Origin of the sequence: Streptomyces sp. NBC_00158 (genome assembly GCF_045160885.1) — a bacterium.
In the GTDB taxonomy this organism is placed as follows: Bacteria; Actinomycetota; Actinomycetes; order Streptomycetales; family Streptomycetaceae; genus Streptomyces.
The window spans coordinates 5,324,837-5,349,474 of sequence record NZ_CP108161.1; the positions used below are offsets into that span (position 1 = coordinate 5,324,837).

The 24,638-nt window shown below is 71.7% G+C and carries 24 protein-coding genes; 15 read left to right on the forward strand and 9 right to left on the reverse strand.

Annotation, left to right across the window (positions count from 1 at the left end):
* Positions 1-84: 84 nt before the first annotated feature.
* The 4 genes from OG553_RS24485 to OG553_RS24500 all read left to right on the forward strand — a co-directional run bounded on the left by OG553_RS24485 (position 85) and on the right by OG553_RS24500 (position 3,642).
* Positions 85-1,263 carry an ArsA family ATPase gene (locus tag OG553_RS24485; RefSeq protein ID WP_405981042.1) on the forward strand — a complete coding sequence of 393 codons (1,179 nt, stop codon included), beginning with the start codon at positions 85-87 and terminating at the stop codon, positions 1,261-1,263.
* 67 nt (positions 1,264-1,330) lie between these two features.
* On the forward strand, positions 1,331-1,810 hold the full coding sequence (locus tag OG553_RS24490; protein WP_405981043.1) for a DUF5304 domain-containing protein: 480 nt from the start codon (positions 1,331-1,333) through the stop codon (positions 1,808-1,810).
* 61 nt (positions 1,811-1,871) lie between these two features.
* Positions 1,872-2,813 (forward strand): ROK family glucokinase, encoded by a 942-nt coding sequence (locus OG553_RS24495; protein ID WP_125819571.1) that lies wholly within the window; start codon positions 1,872-1,874, stop codon positions 2,811-2,813.
* 70 nt (positions 2,814-2,883) lie between these two features.
* Positions 2,884-3,642, forward strand: coding sequence for an endonuclease/exonuclease/phosphatase family protein (locus tag OG553_RS24500; RefSeq protein WP_405981044.1), 759 nt, complete (start codon positions 2,884-2,886; stop codon positions 3,640-3,642).
* A gap of 635 nt (positions 3,643-4,277) precedes the next feature.
* On the opposite strand, the gene OG553_RS24505 is transcribed toward OG553_RS24500, so the two are convergent.
* Together OG553_RS24505 and OG553_RS24510 are read right to left on the reverse strand one after the other, a co-directional pair.
* The gene (locus tag OG553_RS24505; RefSeq protein ID WP_405981045.1) at positions 4,278-4,949 is read right to left on the reverse strand and encodes a YdcF family protein; all 672 of its coding nucleotides are present in this window, start codon (positions 4,947-4,949) and stop codon (positions 4,278-4,280) included.
* Positions 4,949-6,058, reverse strand: a complete 1,110-nt coding sequence (locus tag OG553_RS24510) for a helix-turn-helix domain-containing protein (protein ID WP_405981046.1) — start codon at positions 6,056-6,058, stop codon at positions 4,949-4,951. The genes OG553_RS24505 and OG553_RS24510 overlap by 1 nt, the downstream gene beginning before the upstream one ends.
* A gap of 150 nt (positions 6,059-6,208) precedes the next feature.
* Between OG553_RS24510 and OG553_RS24515 the strand changes: the two genes are divergently transcribed.
* The 3 genes from OG553_RS24515 to OG553_RS24525 all read left to right on the forward strand — a co-directional run bounded on the left by OG553_RS24515 (position 6,209) and on the right by OG553_RS24525 (position 7,480).
* Entirely contained in the window at positions 6,209-6,358 is a 150-nt protein-coding gene (locus OG553_RS24515) for a hypothetical protein (RefSeq protein WP_405981047.1), read from the forward strand.
* Positions 6,351-6,623 (forward strand): hypothetical protein, encoded by a 273-nt coding sequence (locus OG553_RS24520; protein WP_405981048.1) that lies wholly within the window; start codon positions 6,351-6,353, stop codon positions 6,621-6,623. Before OG553_RS24515 ends, OG553_RS24520 begins: the two co-directional genes overlap by 8 nt.
* A gap of 83 nt (positions 6,624-6,706) precedes the next feature.
* Positions 6,707-7,480 carry a glycosyltransferase family 2 protein gene (locus tag OG553_RS24525; protein WP_405981049.1) on the forward strand — a complete coding sequence of 258 codons (774 nt, stop codon included), beginning with the start codon at positions 6,707-6,709 and terminating at the stop codon, positions 7,478-7,480.
* Positions 7,481-8,057: 577 nt separating this feature from the next.
* Here the strand turns inward: OG553_RS24525 and OG553_RS24530 are convergent.
* Together OG553_RS24530 and OG553_RS24535 are read right to left on the reverse strand one after the other, a co-directional pair.
* Complete coding sequence (locus OG553_RS24530) at positions 8,058-8,645, reverse strand: hypothetical protein (RefSeq protein ID WP_405981050.1); 588 nt, start codon at positions 8,643-8,645, stop codon at positions 8,058-8,060.
* Positions 8,638-9,417 (reverse strand): alpha/beta hydrolase, encoded by a 780-nt coding sequence (locus OG553_RS24535; protein ID WP_405981051.1) that lies wholly within the window; start codon positions 9,415-9,417, stop codon positions 8,638-8,640. The genes OG553_RS24530 and OG553_RS24535 overlap by 8 nt, the downstream gene beginning before the upstream one ends.
* A gap of 160 nt (positions 9,418-9,577) precedes the next feature.
* Between OG553_RS24535 and OG553_RS24540 the strand changes: the two genes are divergently transcribed.
* From OG553_RS24540 to OG553_RS24560, 5 genes are all read left to right on the forward strand, one after another.
* On the forward strand, positions 9,578-10,390 hold the full coding sequence (locus OG553_RS24540) for a lysophospholipid acyltransferase family protein (protein ID WP_405983123.1): 813 nt from the start codon (positions 9,578-9,580) through the stop codon (positions 10,388-10,390).
* A 57-nt stretch (positions 10,391-10,447) separates the two neighbouring features.
* Positions 10,448-11,659, forward strand: a complete 1,212-nt coding sequence (gene macS, locus OG553_RS24545) for a MacS family sensor histidine kinase (RefSeq protein WP_405981052.1) — start codon at positions 10,448-10,450, stop codon at positions 11,657-11,659.
* 41 nt (positions 11,660-11,700) lie between these two features.
* The gene (locus OG553_RS24550) at positions 11,701-12,345 is read left to right on the forward strand and encodes a response regulator transcription factor (RefSeq protein WP_042803204.1); all 645 of its coding nucleotides are present in this window, start codon (positions 11,701-11,703) and stop codon (positions 12,343-12,345) included.
* Between the two features lie 156 nt (positions 12,346-12,501).
* Positions 12,502-13,533, forward strand: a complete 1,032-nt coding sequence (locus OG553_RS24555) for a 6-phosphofructokinase (RefSeq protein ID WP_405983124.1) — start codon at positions 12,502-12,504, stop codon at positions 13,531-13,533.
* Positions 13,534-13,655: 122 nt separating this feature from the next.
* Complete coding sequence (locus tag OG553_RS24560) at positions 13,656-14,666, forward strand: 2-hydroxyacid dehydrogenase (RefSeq protein ID WP_405981053.1); 1,011 nt, start codon at positions 13,656-13,658, stop codon at positions 14,664-14,666.
* Positions 14,667-15,010: 344 nt separating this feature from the next.
* On the opposite strand, the gene OG553_RS24565 is transcribed toward OG553_RS24560, so the two are convergent.
* Positions 15,011-16,945 carry an anthranilate synthase family protein gene (locus OG553_RS24565; RefSeq protein WP_405981054.1) on the reverse strand — a complete coding sequence of 645 codons (1,935 nt, stop codon included), beginning with the start codon at positions 16,943-16,945 and terminating at the stop codon, positions 15,011-15,013.
* Between the two features lie 327 nt (positions 16,946-17,272).
* On the opposite strand from OG553_RS24565, the gene OG553_RS24570 reads away from it, so the two are divergent.
* Positions 17,273-18,637, forward strand: a complete 1,365-nt coding sequence (locus OG553_RS24570; protein ID WP_007263646.1) for a class II 3-deoxy-7-phosphoheptulonate synthase — start codon at positions 17,273-17,275, stop codon at positions 18,635-18,637.
* Between the two features lie 179 nt (positions 18,638-18,816).
* Complete coding sequence (locus OG553_RS24575; RefSeq protein WP_405981055.1) at positions 18,817-19,086, forward strand: bacterioferritin-associated ferredoxin; 270 nt, start codon at positions 18,817-18,819, stop codon at positions 19,084-19,086.
* 48 nt (positions 19,087-19,134) lie between these two features.
* Here the strand turns inward: OG553_RS24575 and bfr are convergent, their stop codons facing one another.
* The gene (bfr, locus tag OG553_RS24580; protein ID WP_030037303.1) at positions 19,135-19,611 is read right to left on the reverse strand and encodes a bacterioferritin; all 477 of its coding nucleotides are present in this window, start codon (positions 19,609-19,611) and stop codon (positions 19,135-19,137) included.
* A gap of 183 nt (positions 19,612-19,794) precedes the next feature.
* Here bfr and OG553_RS24585 point away from each other — a divergent pair, with 183 nt between their 5' ends.
* On the forward strand, positions 19,795-20,427 hold the full coding sequence (locus OG553_RS24585; protein ID WP_405981056.1) for a sulfite oxidase-like oxidoreductase: 633 nt from the start codon (positions 19,795-19,797) through the stop codon (positions 20,425-20,427).
* A 52-nt stretch (positions 20,428-20,479) separates the two neighbouring features.
* On the opposite strand, the gene OG553_RS24590 is transcribed toward OG553_RS24585, so the two are convergent.
* From OG553_RS24590 to pknB, 3 genes are all read right to left on the reverse strand, one after another.
* Entirely contained in the window at positions 20,480-21,100 is a 621-nt protein-coding gene (locus OG553_RS24590; protein WP_405981057.1) for a DUF4396 domain-containing protein, read from the reverse strand.
* 99 nt (positions 21,101-21,199) lie between these two features.
* Positions 21,200-22,060 carry a deoxyribonuclease IV gene (locus OG553_RS24595; RefSeq protein WP_405981058.1) on the reverse strand — a complete coding sequence of 287 codons (861 nt, stop codon included), beginning with the start codon at positions 22,058-22,060 and terminating at the stop codon, positions 21,200-21,202.
* 6 nt (positions 22,061-22,066) lie between these two features.
* The gene (pknB, locus tag OG553_RS24600) at positions 22,067-23,980 is read right to left on the reverse strand and encodes a Stk1 family PASTA domain-containing Ser/Thr kinase (RefSeq protein ID WP_405981059.1); all 1,914 of its coding nucleotides are present in this window, start codon (positions 23,978-23,980) and stop codon (positions 22,067-22,069) included.
* Positions 23,981-24,638 lie beyond the last annotated feature (658 nt).

Consider the following 24,638-nt stretch of genomic DNA (forward strand, 5'->3'; position numbering starts at 1 on the left):
GGCCCCCTCCGGGACACCGCGCGCGCGGCACCCGAAGGGGGCCCGCACCGGCACGGACCAGCAGAGCAAAGGCACGGCACCACCATGCAGACCCTCCTCGTCACCGGCCCCGGAGGCGCAGGCAGCAGCACCGTCGCAGCCGCCACCGCACTCGCCGCCGCACGTGGGGGACAGCGGGTGCTGCTGCTCTGCGGCGCCGACGCCGACCCCTTCCCCGACCCGGTCCCGGGGCTGCGCGTCACCCCCGTCGACTCCGGCCGGGAGTTCCGCACCGAGCTCGCCGCCCTCCAGGAACGCGGCACCGCCCTCATCGGCATGCTCGGCGGCCGCCCCCTCGGCGCCGAGGAACTCACCGAACTCCCCGGCGCTGAACAGTTCGCCCTGCTCCGCGCCCTGCGCCGGGCCGCCGCCGAGCCCGCCACCGACCTCGTCGTCGTGGACATGCCCCCACTGCACCAGGCCGTGGCCGCCCTCGCCCTCCCCGCCCAGCTCCGCCGCTACCTCGCCCGGCTCCTCCCCGCCGAACGCCAGGCCGCCCGCGCCCTGCGCCCAGTACTCGCCCAGCTCGCCGGCGTGCCCATGCCCGCCCAGTGGCTCTACGAGACCGCCGCCCGCTGGGACGAGGAGCTCGCCGCCGTCCAGGCCGTCGTGGAAGCCCCCACCACCCGCATCCGCCTCGTCGCCGAACCCGGCCCCGCCGCCGACACCGCCCTGCGCACCGGCATGCTCGGGCTCGCCCTGCACGAGCTGCCCGTCGAAGGCCTCGTGGCCAACCGGCTCGTACCCCCCGACGCCGCCGCGGCCCACCCCTGGGCCGCGCGCCTCGCCGAGCAGCAGCGGGCCTTCCTCGACCAGTGGGCCGGCCCCGGCCTCCCCGTCCACGAGCTCGCCCACCTCGGCCGCGACCCCCTCGGCACCGACGACCTGGAAGTCCTCGGCACCGCCCCGGGCATCGCCCCTGGTCCGGCTGTCGACGCAGGCGCCGCACCCGGCACCGGCCCGGGCACCGGCTGGGCCGTCGAGGACCGGCTCGCCGACGACGGGGTGCTCGTCTGGGCGATCCCGCTGCCCCGCGCCCGCAAGAGCGAGCTCGACCTGATCCGGCGCGGCGACGAGCTGCTCGTCGCCGCGGGACCGCACCGCAGGATCGTTCCGCTGCCCTCTGCCCTGCGCCGCTGCACCGTCTCCGGCGCCGCCCTCGCCGACGACGCCCTCCGCGTCCGCTTCACCCCCGACCCGCGGCTCTGGCCGAGGGAGCGCTGAGACCCGTACCGCCGTTCGGGTACCGTCGAAGGAAGACCCACCGCAGCTGCCGCCAGGAGAGTCCGCCATGAGCGAGGCCACCGACCACCCCGCCGACGACGACGCCTGGGCGCGGGCCTGCGCCGAGGACCTCGCCGCCGAGAAGGAACGCCGCAGGTCGGAGCGGTCCGGCGGCACCGGAACGGGAGCCGGCACCGCAACCGGAACCGCCGCCGAGGAACTCTTCAAGCTCTTCGAAGCCGTCGCGGACAAGGTCTCCTCCCTCAACAACCCCGCCGTCGGCGCCGTCGGCACCGCCGCCCAGGACGCCGTACGCCAGTTCGTCAACCAGGCCAAGACCGCCGCCAAACCCGTCATCGAACGCAACCCGGAGGTCTTCGGCCACCTCGCCGCCGCCGGATCCGAACTCCTCGCCGCCTACCGCTCCGCCGTCGAAGGCCACGAACGCCGCTGGACCCACGACGAACCCCCCGCCCCCCGCAAGCCCACCGACAACGGCGACGAGGGCCCCGGTACGGGCCCGGCCGAGCGGATCGATCTCGACTGAACCTCCGCCGGGCCCGTGTACGGTTGGCCGTGGCGGGGTTTGACCGGAAACCGAGGGACTAATGGGACTCACCATCGGCGTCGACATCGGCGGCACGAAGATCGCGGCCGGCGTGGTCGACGAAGAGGGCACCATCCTTGAGACGTACAAGGTGCCCACCCCGCCGACCGCGGACGGCGTGACGGAGGCGATCTGCGCCGCCGTCTCCGAGGTCAGCAGCAACCACACCATCGAAGCCGTCGGCATCGGCGCCGCCGGATACGTCGACGACAAGCGCGCCACGGTGCTCTTCGCACCCAACATCAACTGGCGCCACGAACCGCTCAAGGACAAGGTCGAACAGCGGATCGGCCTGCCCGTCGTCGTCGAGAACGACGCCAACTGCGCCGCCTGGGGCGAATACCGCTTCGGCGCCGGCCAGGGCCACGAGGACGTCATCTGCATCACCCTCGGCACCGGCCTCGGCGGCGGCATCATCATCGGCAACAAGCTGCGCCGCGGCCGCTTCGGCGTCGCCGCCGAATTCGGCCACATCCGGGTCGTCCCCGACGGCCTGCTCTGCGGCTGCGGCAGCCAGGGCTGCTGGGAGCAGTACGCCTCCGGCCGCGCCCTCGTCCGCTACGCCAAGCAGCGCGCCAACGCCACCCCCGAGAACGCGGCGATCCTCCTCGGCCTCGGCGACGGCACCGCCGACGGCATCGAGGGCAAGCACATCAGCGAAGCCGCCCGCGCCGGCGACCTCGTCGCCATCGACGCCTTCCGCGAGCTCGCCCGCTGGGCCGGCGCCGGCCTCGCCGACCTGGCCTCCCTCTTCGACCCCTCGGCGTTCATCGTCGGCGGTGGCGTCTCCGACGAGGGCGACCTCGTCCTCGACCCGATCCGCAAGTCCTTCAAGCGCTGGCTCGTCGGCGGCGCCTGGCGCCCGCACGCCCAGGTACTCGCCGCCCAGCTCGGCGGCAAGGCCGGCCTCGTCGGTGCCGCCGACCTGGCCCGCCAGGGCTGACACCCATATCCACTGCGACTGCCCGCCGTGCCCCCTGTGGGAGCGGCGGGCAGCTGCGTATGTTCGGGGCATGCCGCACACGCTGCACACCCTGCCGAAGTCCGTGACCGAGCCCGACGGCTCCGCCGTCATCCGGGCGCTCAGCTACAACATCCGCTCGCTGCGCGACGACGAAGACGCCCTGGCACGGGTCATCCGCGCCTGCGCCCCGGACCTGGTCCTCGTACAGGAAGCACCCCGGTTCTTCCGCTGGCGCAAGCACGCGGCGAGGCTCGCCGCGAAGACCGACCTCGTGGTGCTGGGAGGCGGAGCCACCGCGGCCGGACCGCTGCTGCTGTGCTCGCTACGGGCCTTCGTGGAACGCACCGAGGACGTGCTCCTCCCGCGCACCCCCGGACTCCACCGCCGGGGCTTCGCCACCGCCGTCGTACGGTTCGGGGCCGCCCGCGTCGGAGTGGTCAGCGCCCACCTCTCACTGGACGCGCGGGAACGCCGGGCGCAGGCGGAGCTGCTCCTGGACCGGGCCGCCGCACTGGGCGCCCCGCACGTGATCGCCGCCGCCGACGTCAACGAAGCGGCGGGCGGCCCGGCCTTCGGCCGGCTGTCGGGGGCGCTCCAGGACTGCTGGGCGGTCTCCCCGTGGGGCGAAGGCGACACCTTCCCCTCGACGGCCCCGACCCGCCGCATCGACGCCGTCTTCGCCTCCCCGGGGGTCGAGGTCCTGGCCTGCGGAGTCCCGGCGGGCCTCCCCGGCATCACCACCCCCGACCTCCGAGCCGCCACCGACCACCTCCCGGTCCTGGCGGCACTGCGGGTACCGGCGGGGTGAGGCGGGGCGGGGCGGTGGCTCCGACTGCTCGCGGTTCGGGCCCGCTATCTCCCCCTCGAGGGGGTGGGGGCGGGTCGGTGGCTGCCCACCCGCCTCCCCGGGTGCGGGGCGGTGGGCGGGGGCGGGGTCCCCTCGGGCGGTCTCACAGCTGGTTGGGGGCTTCCCGTCAGTCCCATCGTCCTTCCGTGTCGTGCCGGCCTGTCAAGGGCGCTCCTTCGTCGCGTCACTTCGTGATCGCCTTCGGCGACCCTTGACAGACCGACCCGCCCCGGAAAGCCGAAAGACTGCCGGGAAACCCCCAAAGAAACGGTCACTGGACAGAGGGCAAGGGGCGGGCCTGTCAGGGACGAGGCGAGGGGCCGGGCGCCGGCCCGCCGGGCATCCGAGCCCTCAAGAGTCGAGATTCCGGGCCAGGGGCACGCCTACCTGCACGAAAGGCCGACCAGAGCGCCCTGCGGAGCCCCCGAGCGCGACAGATCGCTACGCGCTCCTCTCGTCTCAGCGTCCGACGACTGCCTGTGGCTGATACCTGCACGAGAGGACGACCAGGGCAGCCCAGGACGCGGATGGGCGCGTCAGATCGCTACGCGCTCCTCCGATCTCGGCGACCGGCGGCCGTCTGGGGCCGCTGCCTCTCAGTGGCTGAGGAGACAGCTGGTGAAGCCGTCGCGGACCAAAGATTCGTATGCGGCATGCACGTCCTGCGGTACGTCCTGGGCAATAGCGAAGCCCTGCTTCGGGTACTCGATCACGCGTTGGAGGTCGCCGACGATCATGCTGATCACGGATGCCTCGTCGCCCATGCCCTTGAGGTAGGCGTCGAAGGACAATGGGTCGGAAGCGCAAACCACTTCGACCTCGGGCCATTGCTCGCGGCAGGTGGCGAATGCCCGTCGCTCCATGTACGGCATGCAAATCAGCAGCACGGAGCGGGGCCGGACACCGGCGGCGCTCAGGACTTCGCGGGCGAATTCGATGTTCTGACCGGTGTTGGCGGCATTCGGCTCCAGCAGCATCGCGTGGGCGGGAACGCCGAGCGCAAGGGCCTGTTCGTGGAAGTGCACGGCTTCTCCGCGGGGGAACACGTCCCTGGTGGCCGCGCTGTTGCCACCGGTGAACACGAGCGTGGGGAAACAACCGGCCTTGTACAGGTCGGCGGCGTAGGTGCTGACGCCGAGGTCGTTGCAGCCCAAAGCGATCGCCGCATCGCACGGGCGGAGGTCGTGACGCATGTGGTGGTAGTCCCAGATCAGTTGGGCGGCCTGCCGCTGATCCTCGGTGACTTCCTGCGGTCGTCCGTCTGCCACTACCTGCTCCCTGGTCGGTGATGTAGGGGTTTGAAGGCTCCCTCGCACGTCCGCCTGATGGCCTCGATGCTACGGAGTTGATGTCCGAGGTCGGCCTGTGCGGCGATCTGCGCGGCTTCGTCGAGAAGGCGGAGGCCCTCGTCACGGGTGGCGGGATCAGTGCGAAAGATGTGGGCTTGAGCGGTGGTGAGCTGCACCCGTTGCATCGGGGACCGTACGGTGCTCGTGCTACAGGCGATGTCCAGGAAACGCAGTGCGGCGGTGAGATCTCCGGCGTCGCGGCGGGCGAGCGCGAGTTTCTGGTGTGCCACCGACCAGTCTTCGGGTTCGGCGAGGTCCTCGAAGTCACGAGTCGCGGCGGTCATGACGCGCGTCGCGTAGTCGTGCCGCCCGTTCTTGCTCAGCGCCGTCCCCACCCACAATCGGGCACTCGCGCGGTCGCGGGGAGAAAGCCGGTCGTCGACAGCCAGGCTTTCGTACGCGCGAGCAGCGGGCTCCAGCTTGCCAGACATTTCCATTACGACCGCGAGGGACAGGTCAAGCTGGGCCACACGGCGAGGGACGTCGAGGCGTGTGAAGACTGCGCGCGCACCGGCATAGGAGTGTTGGGCGGACAGCAGCCCGACGGGAGTTCCCCGGAATCGCTTGAGGTCACCGAGCAAAGCGGTCGAGCGGGCGAACAGGTACAGGCCCCTCTCGTCCAGCCCGGGTCTCTTGAAACGGCTCAGCCACCTGGTGAGCAGGCAATCGGCGAACGCAAAGTCCTGCTGAGAGAGCGCCACCACGACCCGGTCCAGGTCATCAGCCCAGGATTCGTACTCCCAGGCCAACGGAGCTGCGGGGGTCAGCGACCGGACCGTCCTGGAGCCTCCGGCCTCGGACAGGAACATCTCGAACCGCAGATGGGCGGCAGCGTCTGCACGGGCCAAAGCGGTATCAAGAATCGCTTGGGTGTCCGGGCGAGGCTCGGTCGACGCCCGGAGCTTCTCCCATTTGGAGATGGTCCGCACTCCGACGCCAAGGTGATCGGCAAACGCGCGGACGCTCAGCCGCAGCGCCAGCCGGAGTGCTTTGGCCTCCAGCCCGGTCCAGTGGTGCACGGTCGCCACACGCCGCTCCCTTCTCACCGTCATCGAACCACGGCAGACCGACGAAGGAGGACGCAAGTACAGCGGAAGTGCAACAAACGGCCATTCCCGCGCGGTTGGGACGAGTCCAGGCTGATGGGTGACACCACTGACCTCTGGAGGAGTCGATCCGTGACCGACCTCATCACGCACAGCTGCATCTGCGACGTGCCCGTCGAGAGGGTGGCAGCCACGTTCGAACCCAGCGCCGACCTGATGGATCGGGCGTTGGCCGGCTGGGAGCGCTTTCTCAGCACCTTCGAGGTGGCGTCCGATGAGTGAGTGCTACGAGTACGTGCCGCACCGCCTCCTCCGCCGCCGTGTCCGCGACATCGCCTCAGGCGTCGAGGGCGTCCTTATGGCGGTGATCAACGAGAACGTCTCGGATTCCGCCGTCTATGAGCGCTGGATGGAGCTCGCCTACATCCGGGGTGCTTCCGGCCGCGAGTTCACCACCGCCGCCACCAACGTCGAACCCGCCCCGGACCAGCCCCGGACGGCTGTCGGTCTCCGAGGTCGGACGCCTCCTCCAGTGGTGTCGGGGTAGGGCGTGGACTCCAGGGCGACGGCCGCGCTGCGGCTGAGGTGCTTGAATGGGTGGTCGTTCCCGGTCTGGCAAGGAGAAGTGCTGTGCCCCTGGTGTCTGTCGTTATGCCCGTTTACAACTCGGCGGCGACCCTCGGTGCGGCCGTCCGGTCAGTACTCACCCAGACCCATGGGGACCTGGAGCTGCTGGTCACCGACGACCAGTCCTCCGACAGCTCCATGGAGATGCTCGCGGAGTTCGCCCGCCAGGACGAGCGCGTCCTGCCGGAGCGGGCGCCCGAGCAGGGCGGCGCCGGCCGGGCCCGCAACCGCGCGATCGAGCGGGCCCGCGGGGACTACATCGCTTTCCTCGACAGCGACGACATGTGGCTTCCGGAGAAGACCGAGAAGCAGCTCGCCTTCGCCGCTCAGGGCACCGCGCCGCTGACGTTCACCTCGTACTTCAAGATGGACGCCGACTACGACGGCGAGAGCACCGACTGGGTCCCGAACGGGCGCGTGGTCCGTGCCCGGGAGCACGTGGACTACCGCGCGATGCTGGTCCGCGACCACATCGGAGCCCTCACCGCCATGTACGACCGCAACGCCCTGGGCACGAGGCTCATGCCGGAGATGCGCAAGCGCCAGGACTACGCCCTCTGGCTCTCGATCATGCGGGACGGCGCCGACGCCCGGGGCCTGGCTGAGCCGCTCGCGGTGTACCGGGCCCACCAGGCGGGATCCCTGTCCTCCAACAAGCTGTCGCTCGTCCAGTACAACTGGTCGCTGTACCGCGAGCACGAGCACCTGTCGCTCCCGCGCGCGACGCGGGCGCTGGCCGGTGCCGTGTGGCAGTCGGTGCGCAACTCCCGCATCTAGCCCGACAAGGCCCTGAGCGACGGGACTCCGCTGGGCGCCTGTCCCCAGACCAGCCCTGGACGGCCGCCGGTCGCCGAGACCGGAGGAGCGCGTAGCGATCTGCTGCGCCCGTCCGTTTCCTGGGCTGCCCTGGTCGTCCTCTGGTGCGGGTATCAGCCCCGGCCGGTCGTCGGACGCCGGGACGGCAGGAGCGCGTAGCGACCTTGCGCGCTCGGGGGCTTCCCGGGCTGCTCCGGTCGCCTTTTGGTGCGGGTGGGCGCGCCCCTGGTCCGGAACGGGGACTGCTGAGGGCCCGGATGCCCAGTCGGCCGACGCCCGGCCCCTCGCCTGGTCCATGAGAGGGCCGTCCCTTCTCCCCTGGACCGTGCCGTTTCTTCGGGGGTTTCCCGGCAGTCTTTCGGCTTTCCGTGGCGGGTCGGTCTGTCAAGGGTGGAGCGAAGCGACATCGCGTAGCGACGCGACCGAAGGGAGCGCCCTTGACAGGCCGGCCCGACGCGGAAGGACGATGGGACTGACGGGAAGCCCCCGCCCTTCCCTGAGACCGTCCGACGGGATCCCGCCCCATCCCCGAGCCGGGTTACACCACCGCCCCGCGACCCGGGTCGTCGTCGTCTTCGTCCTCGCCGCCCGACATGCGGGCGATCAGGGTGGCGAAGCCGCCCAGGAAGCCGCCGATGCCCAGGGTGGTCAGCCACCACGTCATGTCCCACTGGAACAGCACGGCCAGCAGCAGCAGGACCGGCCCGCCGATGACGGCGAGCCACGCGAACTTCGCCGTCGTGTCCGCTTCCGGCAGCTCCGGTTCCGGCGGGACGAAGTGGCCCTCGTCCGCCGGTTCGGCCGGGGTGTGGTCGCGGGGGCCCTGCGCCGGGGTGGGGACGGGGACGCCCGCGCCCACGCCCGGGGCGAACGTGATCGAGCTGCCCAGCTCCGGCTCCGGCGTGGGCTCGGGCTTCGGCTTCGGTTCCGGAGCCGGGTCGGCCGTCGGGGCCTTCGGCTCGGGCTTCACGTCCTCCTCGGGCAGCATCAGGTTCTCGATCGGCCGGAACGGCCTCGCCCCCGGCGGGTCCGGGGGTTCCTGTCCGTACCCGGCGACGATCGCGGCCCACGCCGCTTCCTCGTCCAGCGGGGGAACGCCCCCGGAGGACTCCTCGTGCTCAGCCACCGCTGGCCGCCCCCTCCCTGCCGACACTCTTCGCGAGCCGCCCGATGAACGCGTAGCTGTCCGCGAAGATCCGCTCCGCGTCATGGTCCAACGTCGCCACGTGGTAGCTCTGTTCCAGCAGGGTCTCGGTGACGTCGGTCGACGACACGCGGGACAGGATCCGCGCCGAGTCCACCGGCGGGACCACGTGGTCCTGGGGGCTGTGGAGCAGCAGCACCGGCTGCGTGACCTGCGGCAGGTCGGTGTCCACGAGCTGGAAGAACTTCCGCAGCGAGTGCGCGGCCTTCGTCGGGACGCGGTCGTAGCCGACCTCCTCCGAGCCGGGCTTGGCGATGTCGCTGGCGATGCCCGGCGTCGACCGGATGAAGTGCTTGACCACCGGAAGGGCGACGGCCAGCGGGTCGTGGACCTTGTTGGCCGGGTTGACGAGGACGATGCCGGTGATGGCGTCCCCGTGCTTGGCGGCCAGCCGCAGCGTCAGCGCGCCGCCCATGGAGAGCCCGAAGACGAAGACCTGCTCGCACCGGTCCAGCAGCTCGCGCAGCGCCCGGTCGACCTCCGCGTACCAGTCCTGCCAGCCGGTGAGCTGCATGTCCTGCCAGCGCGTGCCGTGTCCGGGCAGCAGCGGAAGCGAGACGGTCAGCCCGCGCTCGGCCAGGTACTCGGCCCAGGGGCGCAGCGACTGAGGCGAACCGGTGAAGCCGTGGCAGAGAAGCACGCCGACCTCTCCGCCCTCGTGGCGGAACGGCTCTGCTCCAGGGAGGACGGGCACCAGGGTCTCCTTCGAAGGGTGGGGGGTGCGTTGCGCTGTGTGACTTCACCGTACGCGACCGGGATGGCACCGACCAGGGCCGTCGGGCGCTCTGCGCGGGCCCAGGGGATATGGTCTGTTCGACAGACACAGGAAGGCTTTCGAGTTGATCTACGGCGCAATGAAGTTCTCCATCGGGGGTTCCCTGAAGCTCGCCTTCAGGCCGTGGGTGGAGGGCCTCGAGAACATTCCCGCCGAGGGGCCGGCGATCCTCGCGAGCAACCACCTGTCCTTCTCCGACTCCTTCTTCCTGCCGGCCGTACTGGACCGGAAGGTGACCTTCATCGCGAAGGCGGAGTACTTCACCTCCCCGGGGGTCAAGGGCAAGCTGACGGCGGCCTTCTTCAAGGGTGTCGGCCAGCTCCCGGTGGACCGCTCCGGCGCGCGCGGTGCGGGCGAGGCCGCCATCAAGAGCGGCATCGACGTCATCGAGCGCGGGGAGCTGTTCGGTATCTACCCCGAGGGGACGCGTTCACCCGACGGCCGCCTGTACCGCGGCAAGCCGGGCGGTCTGGCCCGGGTGGCGCTGGCTACCGGTGCGCCCGTGATCCCCGTCGCGATGATCGACACCGAGAAGATCCAGCCGCCCGGCAAGGTGGTCCCGAAGCTGATGCGTCCGGGCATCCGGATCGGCAAGCCGCTGGACTTCAGCCGCTACCAGGGCATGGACGGGGACCGCTTCATCCTGCGCTCGGTGACCGACGAGGTCATGTACGAGATCATGAAGCTCTCCGGCCAGGAGTACGTGGACATCTACGCGACGGCCGCGAAGCGGCAGATCGCGGACGCGGAGAAGGCGGCCAAGGAGAGCGGCAGGGCGGCCGACAAGGCGGCCAAGGCCGAGAAGGCCGAAGCGGAGAAGCACGAGGCCGACAAGGCCGAAGCCGAGAAGACCGGGGCCGAGAAGGCCAAGGGAGAGACGGGCGCGGAGTAGCGCGCGCGGCGGGCCGGCCGGGAGGCCGTGCCCGCCGGAACGGGGCGGGTGGGGGAGATGGCGAAGCGCGAGCGCGTCGTACGGATGTCGGTCGAGCAGCCGCTGTGGCGGGCCCTGACCGCGTACCGGCTGCTCACCATGGTCTACGCGGCCCTGCTGTTCGCCGCGGCCTACCGGAAGTTCGACCAGCCGCTGGTGGCGGCCGGCTACCTCGCCCTCCTCGCCGTCTGGACGCTGGCCACCCACCGCCGGGTGGCGAACGCGGCCAGCTGCACCAAGGGCTTCCTCGTCGCCGACCTCGCCGTCGCGCTGACCGGCATCCTGCTCACCCCGCTCGCCGACACCCACCAGCGGATCACGGAGGGCGGCCCCACCCTCCCCAGCATCTGGACCGCGGGCTCGGTCCTGGCCTTCGCCCTCAAGGGCGGCTGGCGCTGGGCCGGCTTCGCCTCGACCTTCGTGGCCGCGGCCAACCTCGTCATCCACGGCGGCGACCCCACCCGGGACGCCCTGCACAACGTGCTGCTGGTCTGGGTGGCCTCCATCGCCATCGGCTACGTCGTCGAGGTGGCCCGGGCCAGTGAGGCCACCCTGGCCCGCGCCCTGGAGATCGAGGCCGCGACCCGCGAGCGCGAGCGCCTCGCCCGCGACATCCACGACGGGGTCCTCCAGGTCCTCGCCATGGTGCAGCGGCGCGGCACCGAGCTGGGCGGCGAGGCCGCCGAGCTCGGCCGGATGGCGGGGGAGCAGGAGGTGGCGCTGCGCACCCTGGTCTCCAGCGGGCTGGTGCAGCCGTCCCGGGTCTCGCGCGACGGGTCGCTCGGCGCGCTGGTGGACACGTACGAGGTGCAGGAGCCCGGCGCGGAGGAGGCCGAGCTGGACCTGCGCTCGCTGCTGGCCCCGCACGCCGGCTCCCGGGTGAGCTTCGCCGAGCCGGGCACCCCGGTGGTGCTGCCCGCGCCCGCCGCGCGGGAGCTGGCGGCGGCGGTCGGCGCGGCCCTGGACAACGTGCGCAAGCACGCCGGGGAGGGGGCCAGCGCCTGGATCCTGGTCGAGGACTGGGGCGACGAGGTGATCGTGACCGTACGGGACGACGGTCCGGGCATCCCGGCCGGCCGGCTCGACCAGGCGGAGGGCGAGGGCCGCATGGGCGTGGCCCTGTCCATCCGCGGGCGGCTGCGCGACCTCGGCGGCAGCGCCGAGCTGGTGTCCGTCCCCGGACAGGGCACCGAAGTGGAACTGAAAGTACCGAGGGGGAGGACCCAGTGAACGACGCCGGCAGCGAGCTCCAGCTCCAGGACATCAAGGTGATGGTCGTCGACGACCATCCGATGTGGCGGGACGCGGTCGCCCGCGACCTGGCCGCGGCGGGCTTCGACGTCGTCGCCACGGCCGGCGACGGGCCGGAGGCGGTGCGCCGGGCCCGTGCGGCGGCGCCCCGGGTGCTGGTCCTCGACCTCAACCTGCCGGGCATGCCCGGGGTGCAGGTCTGCAAGGAGCTGGTCGGCGCCGATCCCGCGCTGCGCGTGCTCGTGCTGTCGGCCAGCGGTGAGCACGCCGACGTGCTGGAGGCGGTGAAGTCCGGGGCGACCGGCTACCTGCTGAAGTCGGCCGGGGCGCAGGAGCTGATCGACGCGGTGCGCCGCACGGCGGCCGGTGACCCGGTGTTCACCCCGGGTCTGGCCGGCCTGGTCCTCGGCGAGTACCGGCGCTTGGCCACCGACCCGGCGCCGGCCGCCCCCGACGTGCCGAAGGCCCCGCAGCTGACCGACCGGGAGACCGAGGTACTGCGGCTGGTCGCGAAGGGGCTGTCGTACAAGCAGATCGCGGAGCGGCTGGTGATCTCCCACCGGACGGTCCAGAACCACGTGCAGAACACCCTCGGCAAGCTCCAGCTGCACAACCGGGTGGAGCTCGTCCGGTACGCGATAGAGCGCGGGCTCGACGACGCGTAACCCGTTCGTACGTCGTACTTACTTCCACCCCGGCTCCCCGTACGAGTGAACGGGGCGTGCGCAACGCCCCGTGTCCCCACTGGAATTGGGCTTTCCGGGCCCCTTGCCGTGACCTGCGTCACCACTAGCGTGACGGCCATGGCGAAGGGAGATTCCATGAAGGTCGGAGTGCTCACCGGCGGCGGCGACTGCCCCGGACTCAACGCGGTGATCAGGGGCGTCGTCCGCAAGGGCACGCAGGAGTACGGATACGGGTTCGTCGGCTTCAAGGACGGCTGGCGGGGCCCGGTCGAGGGGGACACCGTCCCGCTGGACATCCCCGCGGTCCGCGGCATCCTGCCCCGGGGCGGCACCATCCTCGGCTCCTCGCGCACCAACCCGTTCAAGACGGAGCACGGCGTCCGCGCCATCAAGGAGAACCTCGCCAAGTTCGAGGTCGACGCGCTCGTCGCGATCGGCGGCGAGGACACCCTCGGCGTGGCCGCCCGGCTCCACGAGGAGTACGGCGTCCCCTGCGTCGGCGTACCGAAGACCATCGACAACGACCTCTCGGCCACCGACTACACCTTCGGCTTCGACACCGCCGTGGGCATCGCCACCGAGGCCATCGACCGGCTGCACACCACGGCCGAGTCCCACATGCGCGTCCTGGTCGTCGAGGTCATGGGCCGGCACGCCGGCTGGATCGCCCTGCACTCCGGGCTGGCGGGCGGCGCCAACGTCATCCTCATCCCCGAGCAGCGGTTCGACGTGGACCAGGTCTGCTCCTGGGTGACCTCCCGCTTCAAGGCCAGCTACGCGCCCATCGTGGTGGTCGCGGAGGGGGCCATGCCCAAGGACGGCGACCTGGTCCTCAAGGACGCGGTCTCCCGCGACTCCTTCGGGCACGTCCGGCTGTCGGGCGTGGGCGAGTGGCTGGCCAAGGAGATCGAGTCGCGGACCGGCAAGGAGGCCCGTACGACGGTCCTCGGGCACATCCAGCGCGGCGGCACCCCGAGCGCCTTCGACCGCTGGCTCGCCACCCGGTTCGGGCTGCACGCGATCGACGCGGTGCGCGACGGGGACTTCGGCAAGATGGTCGCACTGAAGGGGACGGACATCGTCCGCGTCCCGATCGCGGAGGCCACCGCGAAGCTGAAGACGGTCGACCCCGCGCTGTACGAGGAGGTTGGGGTCTTCTTCGGCTGACGCGCGGGCTGATGCCCGAGCGGTGCCTGCGCCGGCGCCCGAGCCGGCGCCTGAGCGGACCCGGGCCACGGGTCGTATCGTGACGAAACGACCCGTGGCCGACCTGTGGGGAGCGAGCGAGCGTGGAGATCCTGGCCTTCGGCGTGACCGCCGACGAGAAGCCCCTCCTGGAGCGAGCCTTCCGGGAACACTTCGAGGGGCGCCACGAGGTCCGCTGCCTCGACGTCTTCCTCGGCGAGGACACCGCGCCGATCGCAGCCGGGTACGAGGTCGTATCCTCCAGCGTCAACGCCGAACTGCACGGCCGGGTCCTGCGCACCCTGGCCGCCGGCGGCACCCGGATGATCGCGCAGCGCTCCACCGGCTTCAACAACATCGACCTGGACGCGGCCCGGCAGCTCCGCATGACCGTCAGCCGGGTCTCGTACTACTCCCCGTACTCGGTCGCCGAGTTCGCCTGGACCCTGGCCATGGCCGTGAACCGGCGGATCGTCCGCGCCTCCAACCGCACCCGGGACTTCGACTTCCGCCTGAACGGGCTGATGGGCCGAGACCTCCGGGGCCGGACGGCGGGGGTGCTCGGCACCGGCAAGATCGGCGAGGCCTTCACCCGGATCGCCCACGGCTTCGGCATGGAACTGCTGGGCTGGGACCTCGCGCCGAACCCGGCGTGCGTGGAGCTGGGCATGACGTACGTCGACAAGGACGAGCTGTTCGCGTCCGCCGACCTGATCAGCCTGCACGTGCCGCTGGTGGAGGCCACGCACCACATCGTCGACGAGGCCGCGCTGAAGGCGATGCGGGACGACGCGGTCCTGGTGAACTCCAGCCGGGGCGGGCTGATCGACACGGAGGCGCTGGTCGCGGAGCTGCGGGCGGGGCGCTTCGCGGGGGTGGGGCTGGACGTGTACGAGGCGGAGGCCGGGGTCTTCTTCACGGACCGGTCCCTGGAGGCGGTCGAGGACGACACCCTGGCCAGGCTGGTCACCTTCCCGAACGTGGTCGTGACCAGCCACCAGGCGTACTACACGCTGGAGGCGGTGGGGGAGATCGTCGACGCGACGGTCTCGAACGTGGCGGACTACCTCGCGGGGCGTCGCTCGGACAACACCCTCGTTCCTCCCGGGGGCTGAGCTGCGGGGTTCCGGGTGCCGGCCGTCGGGGCGCGGGTGCCGCTGCGCGGGGCGAGGTCCCCTACCCGCCCTTCGCCCGTTCCCCGGGGGCTCCGCCCCCGGACCCTCCCCCAGCTACCGCTGGGGGGACCCCCAGCGCCTCAAACGCCGGCGGGGCTATCCATAGCCCCGCCGGCGTTTGAGGCGACGGGCGCGCAGCGCCCGTACCGGGGTCAGGGGCAATGCCCCTGGGAACGGCGGAAGTGGGGGTCCCCCCGGACGGAGTCTGGGGGAGGGTAGGGGACCGGCCCCGCAGGGCAACGGCACGCAGCCGCCGCCCCCCGGGACGCCCCCCCGGGACACGGCTACGACGGGCGGCCGGTCGCGGCTGCCGCCACCGCGCGGACGAGGCCGGACACCAGCTCCGCCCCGCGCAGGCTCAGCACCGACTCCGGATGGAACTGCACCCCCGCGAACCCCCGCCCCGCGCAGCGGACGGCATGGACCTCCCCCGTGACGGCGTCGCGCGACACCTCCACCCCGTGCGCCGCGAGCTCGGCCTCCGCCTCCGCGTCGCACGCCGCGGCGTACGTGTTGTAGAAGCCCACCACCTCCGGCGTGCCGAAGAGGTCGATCACGACCTGCGCCCCCTGCGCCGGCTCGGCCTTCCGCACCAGCGGCAGCCCCAGCTCCGCCGCGATCAGCTCGTGCCCGAGGCACACCCCCAGCAGCCCGCCGCGGTGGGAGGTGAGCAGCTCCCTCGCCAGCCCGCGCAGCATCCGCATCTTGGGGTCGGCGGCGTCCGCCGGGTTCCCCGGGCCGGGGCCGAGGACGACGGGGCCGTCCCAGGCCAGGGCGAGGGCCCGCAGCCCGGGGTCGTCGTAGCGGCGTACGGTCACCTCCAGTCCGGCCACCCGCAGCACGTGGGCCAGCATCGCCGTGAAGGTGTCCTCCGCGTCGATCACCAGCGCGTGCCCGCCCGCGTCGGCCGGCCGCTCCTGCATGCGGAGCCAGAACGGGGCCAGGTCCGCCCGCCGCGAGGCGAGGGCCGCCCGCACCCGGGCGTCGTCGGCCAGCCCGGCCGCCCCGACGGCGGAGGCCGGCCGGGGCGCGGCGGGCCGTACGCCCAGGGCCGCCAGTACCCCGGCGGCCTTGGCGTGGGTCTCGGCCACCTCGCCGAGCGGGTCCGAGTGGCGGACCAGGGTGGCCCCGACCGGCACCCGCAGCGCCCCGTCCGGGGCGATGTCGGCGGTGCGGATCAGGATGGGGGAGTCCAGGGTCTGGCCGCCGGACGCGTCCAGGCCGAGCAGGGCCAGCGCGCCCGCGTAGTAGCCGCGGCCGCCGCTCTCGTACCGCTCGATCACCCGGCAGGCGTTCTGTACGGGCGAGCCCGTGACGGTCGCCGCGAACATGGTCTCCCGCAGTACCTCCCGGACGTCCAGCGAGGAGCGTCCGCGCAGCTCGTACTCGGTGTGCGCGAGGTGGGACATCTCCTTCAGGCGGGGGCCGACGACGACCCCGCCCATGTCGCCGACCGTGCACATCATCTTCAGTTCCTCGTCGACGACCATCGACAGCTCCTCGGTCTCCTTGCGGTCGGCGAGGAAGGAGAGGAGGGACTCGGCGGTCGGGCCGGAGGCGGGGTAGCGGTAGGTGCCGCTGATGGGGTTCATCACGACGGTGCCGCCGGACATGCGTACGTGGACCTCGGGGCTGGCCCCGACCAGGGTGCGGTCCGGGGTGTGGACCACGTACGTCCAGTACGCGCCCCGCTCGCCCTCCAGCAGCCGCCGGAACAGGGCCAGCGCGTCGGCCCGGCCGAAGCCGTCGATCCGGCCGCCGTAGGTGCGCCGGATCACGAAGTTCGCGCCCTCGCCGCGGCCGATCTCCTCGCGGATCACCCGGTCGACGGTGGCCGCGTACTCCTCGTCGGGGACGTCGAAGCCGCCGCCGTCGACCCGGACGCGGTGGTCCGGGAGCCCGGCGAGCGCGGCGGCGAGCGGGACCTCGTACGCCTCCTCGGCGGTCAGCACGGCCAGCGGCGTGCCGTCGTCGCGCACGTCGAACCCGCGCTCGCGGATCTGCCGGAAGGGCACGAGGGCCAGGGTGGGGAGTTCGCGTACGGGCAGGTCGGCGAGGCGGTCGGCCTCGTGGACGGGGCCGAGGAGCACCTCGACGGTGTCGTGGTCGCGGCCCGGGGTACGCCGGCGCAGCAGGGCGAAGGGCGGGGCGGATCCGTCGAGGAGCGACGTGAAGTCGAAATCGGGGCGGTGCGTGGGGCGGTGCGTGGGGCGGGTCATGGGGCGTCCTTCCGGTGAGGTGTCGGAGGAGGGGGAGGGACGGCCCGTGTCGGCACACGCAAAAGGCCGCCCCTCGGGGCGGCCTTCGCTTCGCTCGTGTCAGTGGGTACGCGAGGGGAGTGGGCCGCCGGGAGCGGGCCACCACCAGTTCAGGTCGGAGTGCGCGTACATGGGAGGCACCCTAGCCCACCGGGCCGGCGTTCCGCTGCATCTGACCTTTTCCGACATATGAACCTTGCATTCCGTTAATCCATGGCCGCTGGGCCTTCGAACGACACCGTCTCATCAGGTGGGCGTCCGGCCGGACACGGCGAATGACGACGTAATGTGTACGAGGTGACCGTGAACGCTGAAAACCAAGCCCTCGCCGCCAAGGCGACCTGGCGAGACCTTCCCGCGGCGCAGCAGCCTTCGTACCCCGATGCCGAGGCCCTGCGCGCTGTTGTCGCGGACCTCGAGTCGTATCCTCCGCTCGTCTTCGCGGGCGAGTGCGACCAGCTGCGCGCCCGTCTGGGAGCCGTCGCCAAGGGCGAGGCGTTCCTGCTCCAGGGCGGCGACTGCGCCGAGGCCTTCGACGCCGTCTCCGCCGACCACATCCGCGCCAAGCTGAAGACCCTGCTCCAGATGAGCGCCGTCCTGACGTACGCGGCCTCCGTGCCCGTCGTCAAGGTCGGCCGCATCGCGGGTCAGTACTCCAAGCCCCGCTCCAAGGACACCGAGACCCGCGACGGCGTCACCCTGCCGACCTACCGCGGTGACTCCGTCAACGGCTTCGCCTTCACCGAAGAGGCCCGTGTCCCGGACCCGGAGCGCCTGAAGCGCATGTACCACGCGTCGGCCTCGACGCTGAACCTGGTGCGCGCCTTCACCACCGGTGGCTACGCCGACCTGCGCCAGGTGCACGCCTGGAACCAGGACTTCGTGAAGTCCTCCCCGTCCGGGCAGCGCTACGAGCAGCTCGCGCGGGAGATCGACAACGCCCTGAACTTCATGAAGGCCTGTGGCACCGACCCGGCCGAGTTCAAGGCGGTGGAGTTCTACTCCTCGCACGAGGCGCTGCTGCTGGACTACGAGGGCGCCCTCACCCGTACGGACTCGCGCACCGGCAAGCTGTACGACACCTCCGGCCACATGGTCTGGATCGGCGAGCGCACCCGCCAGCTGGACCACGCGCACATCGAGTTCTGCTCGCAGATCGCCAACCCGATCGGCATCAAGCTCGGCCCGACCACCTCGGTCGACGAGGCGCTGACGTACATCGACCGCCTCGACCCCGAGCGCGAGCCGGGCCGCCTGACCTTCGTCGTCCGCATGGGCGCCGACAAGGTCCGCGACAAGCTCCCCGAGCTGGTCGAGAAGGTCACCGCGTCCGGTGCGACCGTCGCGTGGGTCACCGACCCGATGCACGGCAACACCTTCGAGGCGGCCTCCGGCCACAAGACGCGCCGTTTCGACGACGTGCTCGACGAGGTCAAGGGCTTCTTCGAGGTCCACAAGGCCCTGGGCACCCACCCGGGCGGCATCCACGTCGAGCTCACCGGTGACGACGTCACCGAGTGCGTGGGCGGTGGCGACGAGATCTTCGTCGACGACCTGCACCAGCGCTACGAGACGGCCTGCGACCCGCGGCTCAACCGCAGCCAGTCCCTGGACCTGGCCTTCCTGGTCGCCGAGATGTACCGCGACCAGTAGTCGTCGCGCGCAAGTGGTAGGCGATCAGTAGGTACCTTCCTACGACGATGGGGCGCGGATCGATGTGATCCGCGCCCCATCGTCGTACCCGGGTCTTTTAGGGGACCCTAACTTTGGGTACGGTTAGGTAAGCCTCACCGAATAGGGGATGGCCTGCCGAACCGTTCCGCTCCAGGGAGGTGAACCGCGTGTACGTCTGCTCTTGCTTCGGCGTCACCGACAAGCAGGTGAAGGAACACGCGGCTGCCGGGGCCTGCACCCCCCGCCAGATCGCCTCGGCCACCAAGGCCGGCACCGACTGCGGTTCCTGCGTGCGCACCATCCAGGGCATCCTCGGGCGCGGGGCCTGTCCCCGCCGGGAGCTGCTGGAGAAGGGCAACGCCGCGGCCGTCCTCGCCGCCGACCCGACCACGACGGCCCCCGAACCGGAGCTGGCCGAGGCCGCGTGAGGCCGCCCGGGGCCGTTCCGGCCCGCCGGGGACTGCCGGCTGCTCGGGCTAGCTCGGCTGCTCGATGAGCTGCGCGATGTACAGCGCCTCGCCGAGGGACTCGATGAGCTCCAGCTGGGTGTCGAGGTAGTCGATGTGGTGCTCCTCGTCCTCCAGGATCTCCTCGAAGAGGCGGGCGGACGTGATGTCGCCCTTCCCGCGCATGACCTCGATGCCGCGCTTGAGGCGGTCGATGGCCTCGACCTCGACCTGCCGGTCGGCCTGGAACATCTCCGTGATCGTCTGTCCGACGCGCACGTGGAAGAGGCGCTGGTAGTTCGGCAGACCGTCGAGCATGAGGATGCGCTCGGTGATCTTGTCCGCGTGCTTCATCTCGTCGATGGACTCTTCACGCGTGTACTTGGCGAGCTTGGTCCACCCCTTGTTGTCCTGGATGCGGTAGTGCAGCCAGTACTGGTTGATGGCCGTGAGCTCGCCGGTCAGCTGCTCGTTGAGGAATTCGAGGACCTCGGGGTCGCCCTGCATCGCAGAGGCTCCTTCCAAGCAATGTCAGCTAGTGACTGGGTAGTGCGCGCATCCTTGCACTGCCGTCCTGGGGCGTCCAGTAAGTGCCTCCTTAGTGGGAGTTGCAGGGACTTGCCCGAATCGGGTCGTACCGTGGGTCGTACCTGGTCGTGACCACCCCGCCACGTCTGTCACCATGGAGGCATGGGTCAGCCGGAAAGCCGGGAATCTCCGGGAGCAGAGCAGGTCGAGCTCCCTCCGGGGCAGCGGTTGCAGAGGGGTTGGCCCGTCACCCACTACGGTCCCGTGCCCAAGTTCAAGCCGGACCGCTGGGAGTTCCGGGTCTTCGGCGCGACCGCCGACGGCGAGAAGCACTGCTGGAACCACGAGGAGTTCGCGGCCCTGCCGTTCGACTCGGTCGTGGCGGACCTGCACTGCGTCACCAAGTTCAGCATGACGGGCGCCGAATGGGGCGGCGTGCTGGCGCGTACCGTACTGGAACTGGCCCCGCCGGCCCCGCAGGTCACGCACGTGATGGTGTGGGCCGAGTACGGCTTCAGCTCCAACATGAGACTGGCCGACTTCGCCTCCGACCGGACCGTCTTCGCCACCCACATGGGCGGCGAACTGCTGACGGCCGAGCACGGCTTCCCGCTGCGGCTGGTGGTCCCGCACCTGTACGCCTGGAAGGGCCCGAAGTGGGTCCGCGGCGTGGAGTACATGACCGCCGACCGCCGGGGCTTCTGGGAGGAGCGCGGCTACCACAACATCGGCGACCCCTGGCGGGAGCAGCGCTACTCGTACCAGGAGGAACCGGGCGACGGCCCGGAGCTGTAGCTCACGGGCCGCCGTAGGTCGGTGCCCCCCCCGGGTACCCCCTGGTGGTACCTCAGTGGTGGTACTGGTGGACGACGGCGTGGCCCTTGCCGCGGCCGATCATCCACTTGTTGACCGGGGTGGTCAGGACGAAGGCGACGACGAGCGCGATCGCCAGCACCGTCCAGAAGAGCGGATCCGACAGGTGGGCGTCCATGGCGCCGGGCCACAGGGCGATCACCCCGTTGTCGACCAGCTCCATGACCGCGATCGAAAGGGTGTCCGCGGCCAGCGCCACCCGGACGGCCGAACGGAAGTCCACGCCGGCGGCGAGGATCCCGCGCAGGGTGAGCGCGTAGCCGAAGAAGAACGCGAGGACGATCGCCAGGATCATCGTCGGGACGTTCCCCCAGCCCAGCGCGGTGCCGACGATCATGCCGAGCACCTCGCCGATGGCGCAGCCGGTGAGGCAGTGCAGGGTGGCCCGGGCCGCCATGCCCCAGCTGACCTCGCCGCCGTGGGCGTGGGCGCTGTGGGCGTCGTGGTTGCCGTGGGCGTCGTGTCCGGCGTGGGCGGCGGGGGCGTGGTGCTCGCCGTGGCCCTGGTGTGCGCCGTGGCCCGCGTGGCCCTGGTGCCCCTGGTGTCCCTGGTGCTCTCCGTGGTGCTGGTGGTGCTCGTGGTTCTCGTGCTCCATGACAACCCCCGAATGCCTGGGGAACGCCTGGCGGCGGTCCCGTCGGTACGACAGAACCGTATACCCCCCTGGGGTATTCCTCAACAGATCTTCATGGGGTCAGTGGAGGTCGCGGAGCTCCTTCAGCAGCGCCACGTCGGCCGCGTGCCCCTCCTTGCCGCCCGGCGTCTCGATGATCAGCGGTACGCCGTCCATCTCCGGGTGCGAGAACAGCTCGGCGAAGGCCTCCCGGCCGATGTGGCCCTGCCCGATGTTGGCGTGCCGGTCCTTGTGCGCGCCGACGCCCTCCTTGGAGTCGTTGGCGTGGATCAGCTTCAGCCGGCCCGCGCCCACCGTCTCCACCAGCAGGTCCAGCGTCTGCTTGGTGCCGCCCGGCTCGGCGAGGTCGTGCCCGGCCGCGAAGACGTGGCACGTGTCCAGGCAGATGCCGAGCTTCGGGTGGTGGTCGAGCGCCTCGAAGTACGGGCCGAAGTCCCAGGTGCGCGAGCACAGTGAGGAGCCCTGCCCGGCCGTGGACTCCAGCAGCAGGAACGGGTCGTCGTCGTGCGTCAGCTCGTCCAGCAGCGGCAGCATGTGCTCCCTGACCTGCGCGTACGCCTCCTCGCGCGGGCGGCCCCCGGTCGCCGACCCGGTGTGCACGACCACCCCGAGCGCGCCGATCTCCCGGCCCCGGCGCAGCGAGTGGCGCAGGGACTCCACCGACTTCTCGACGGTCGCCTCGGTGTGCGAGCCGAAGTTGATCAGGTACGGGGCGTGCACGTACGCCGGGATCGACTCCTCGGCGCACTGGGCGCGGAACAGCTCGTCCTGCGCCGGATTGCCGGTCGGGGTGGCCCAGCCGCGCGGGTTGGCGACGAAGACCTGCACGGCCTCCGCGCCCATCTCCCGGGCGTAGGTGAGGCCGACCGAGGCCAGCCCGCCGGCGACGGGGACGTGCCCGCCCACGGGATTGCGTGTCACTGGCTCTCAGAGTCCCTTGGTCTTGACGGTGATCGTGCTGCCCTCGGGCGCGCTCTGGCCGGCGGGCACCGACTGGGTGTCCACGGTGCTGCTGAAGGAGAGGAAGGGGCGGTCCACCTTCACCTTGAAGCCCAGGGCCTCCAGCGTCTTGCGGGCCACGTCCACGTCCTGGCCGGTGACGCCCGGCACCTGGACCTGGCGGGGGCCCTTGGACAGGGTCAGCGTGACCGTGTCACCGGCGGCGGCCTGGGTGCCCGCGGCGGCGGACTGGTTGGCGACCGTACCGGCGGGGGAGGGGGAATTGACCTGGTCGGGGGCGATCGCCACCTTCAGGCCCAGCGCCTCCAGCGCCGCCCGCGCCTGGTCCGCGGACGTGCCCGTCACGCTCGGGACCTGCACCGGGCGGCCCTTGCTGACGAGGAGCGCGACCGCGGAGTCCGGGGCGCGCTTCTGGCCGCCCGCCGGGTCGGTGCTGATCACCGAGCCCTGGACGACGTCCTGGCTGAAGGCCTGCGAGACGATGCCGGGCGCCAGGCCCGCCTTCGTCAGCTCCTCCTTGGCCTCCTCCAGCGGCCTGCCCTTGAGGTCGGGCACGCTGACGACCTCGGGGCCGCGCGAGACGGTGAGGACGACCGCGCCGTTGCCGCGGATCTGCTTGCCGCCGCCGGGGCTGGTCTCCATGACCGTCCCGCGCTCGAAGGCCGCGCTGAACTTCCGGTCGACCTTCTTGATGCCCAGACCGGCGGCCGACAGCTCGTCGCGGGCCTGCGCCTCCGTCTTGCCGAGGAGGTTCGGGACCTTGGTGAACTGGCCGGAGTTGATGTACCAGACCCCGCCCCCGATACCGAGGACGAGCAGGACCGCGGCGATGACCAGCAGCATCCCGCGCCGGGGCGCCCGCCGCGGCGGGGCATGGGCGGGGGCCTGCTGCTCGGCGACCGGTGGACGCTCCAGGCGGGAGGTGTGGTGCACGGGCCCGGACGGTCCCACCGGCCGGGGGATCACGCTGGTGCGGTCCTCGGTCGCGGACCGCTCCTGCGCCCGCGCCTGCGGCGGTACGGCGTCCAGCTCGGCCTCGCTCAGCCGCGCCCGGGCATCCCGGGTCAGGCCCAGCAGGGCGGCGGCGTCGTACGGGCGGAGCTCGGCGCTGCGGGCGGCGGCGTGCGCCACCAGCTCGTCGAGCGCGGCGGGCAGCCCGGGGACGGCGGCCGACGGGGGCGGAACGTCCTCGTTGAGGTGCTGGTACAGCACCTGGGCCGGAGTGCCACCGGTGTGCGGCTTGGAGCCGGTGAGCATCTCGTACAGGACGACACCGCAGGCGTAGACGTCCGCGCGGGTGTCGGTGATCCCGTCCTCGATCTGCTCGGGCGCGAGGTAGGAGACGGTACCCAGGACGGACCCGGTGGTGTTCGTCGCCGAGTCCACGGAGCGGACGAGGCCGAAGTCGGCCACCTTGACGCTGCCGTCGTCGCCGATCAGGACGTTCTCGGGCTTCATGTCCCGGTGCACGAAACCGGCCCGGTGCGCGGTGCCGAGGGCGGCGAGGACCGGCTCCAGGATGTCCAGCGCGGCCCGCGGCTGGAGCGCCCCGCGCTCGCGCAGCACGTCGCGCAGGGTGCAGCCGGAGACGTACTCCATGGCCAGGTACGTGTACGGCCCGTCCGTGCCCTGGTCGAAGACGGCCACGACGTTCGGGTGCGCGAGCCGGGCCACGGACTTCGCCTCGCGGATGAACCGGTCGACGAAGGCGGCGTCGGCGGCCAGGTCCGGGTGCATGATCTTCAGCGCGAGCACCCGGTCGAGGCGGGTGTCGACGGCCCGGTAGACCGTCGCCATTCCGCCGGCCGCGATACGGGCGTCGACGCGGTAGCGGCCGTCGAGCACGCGCCCGACGAGGGGGTCATCCAGGGTCGTATCCACCCGGCGATTCTACGAGCCGCCCCGCCGGGACCATCCGGGGCGTCCAAGCTTGCAGCGCAGCCGTGACACGCGGCGGGCGGCGGCGGGGCCCGGGGCGGGGGCCCGCCATCTCCCCCGCGAGGGGGTGGGGGCGGGTCGGGGGTTGCCCACCCGCCTCCCTGTCTGCGGGGCGGTGGGGTGGGGGGGGGCGGGGTCCCCTCGGACGGCCTCACAGCTGGTTGGGGGTTTCCCGTCAGTCCCATCGTCCTTCCGTGGCGGGTCGGCCTGTCAAGGGCGCTCCCTTCGGTCGCGTCGCTTCGCGATGGCCTTCGGCCACCCTTGACAGACCGACCCGCCACGGAAAGCCGAAAGACTGCCGGGAAACCCCCAAAGAAACGGCACGGTCCAGAGGAGGAGGGGGACGGCCATGTCAGCGATCAGGCGACGGGGCCGGGCGCCGGCCCGTCGGGCATCCGGGCCCTCAAGAGTCGAGATCCAGGGCCTGGGGCGCGCTTACCTGCACGAAAGGCCGATCAGAGCGCCCTGCGGAGCCCCCAGGCGCGCCAGATCGCTACGCGCTCCTCCCGTCTCAGCGTCCGACGACCGCCCGTGGCTGCTACCCGCACCAAAGGACGAACAGAGCAGCCCAGGGCGCGGACGGGCGCGTCAGATCGCTACG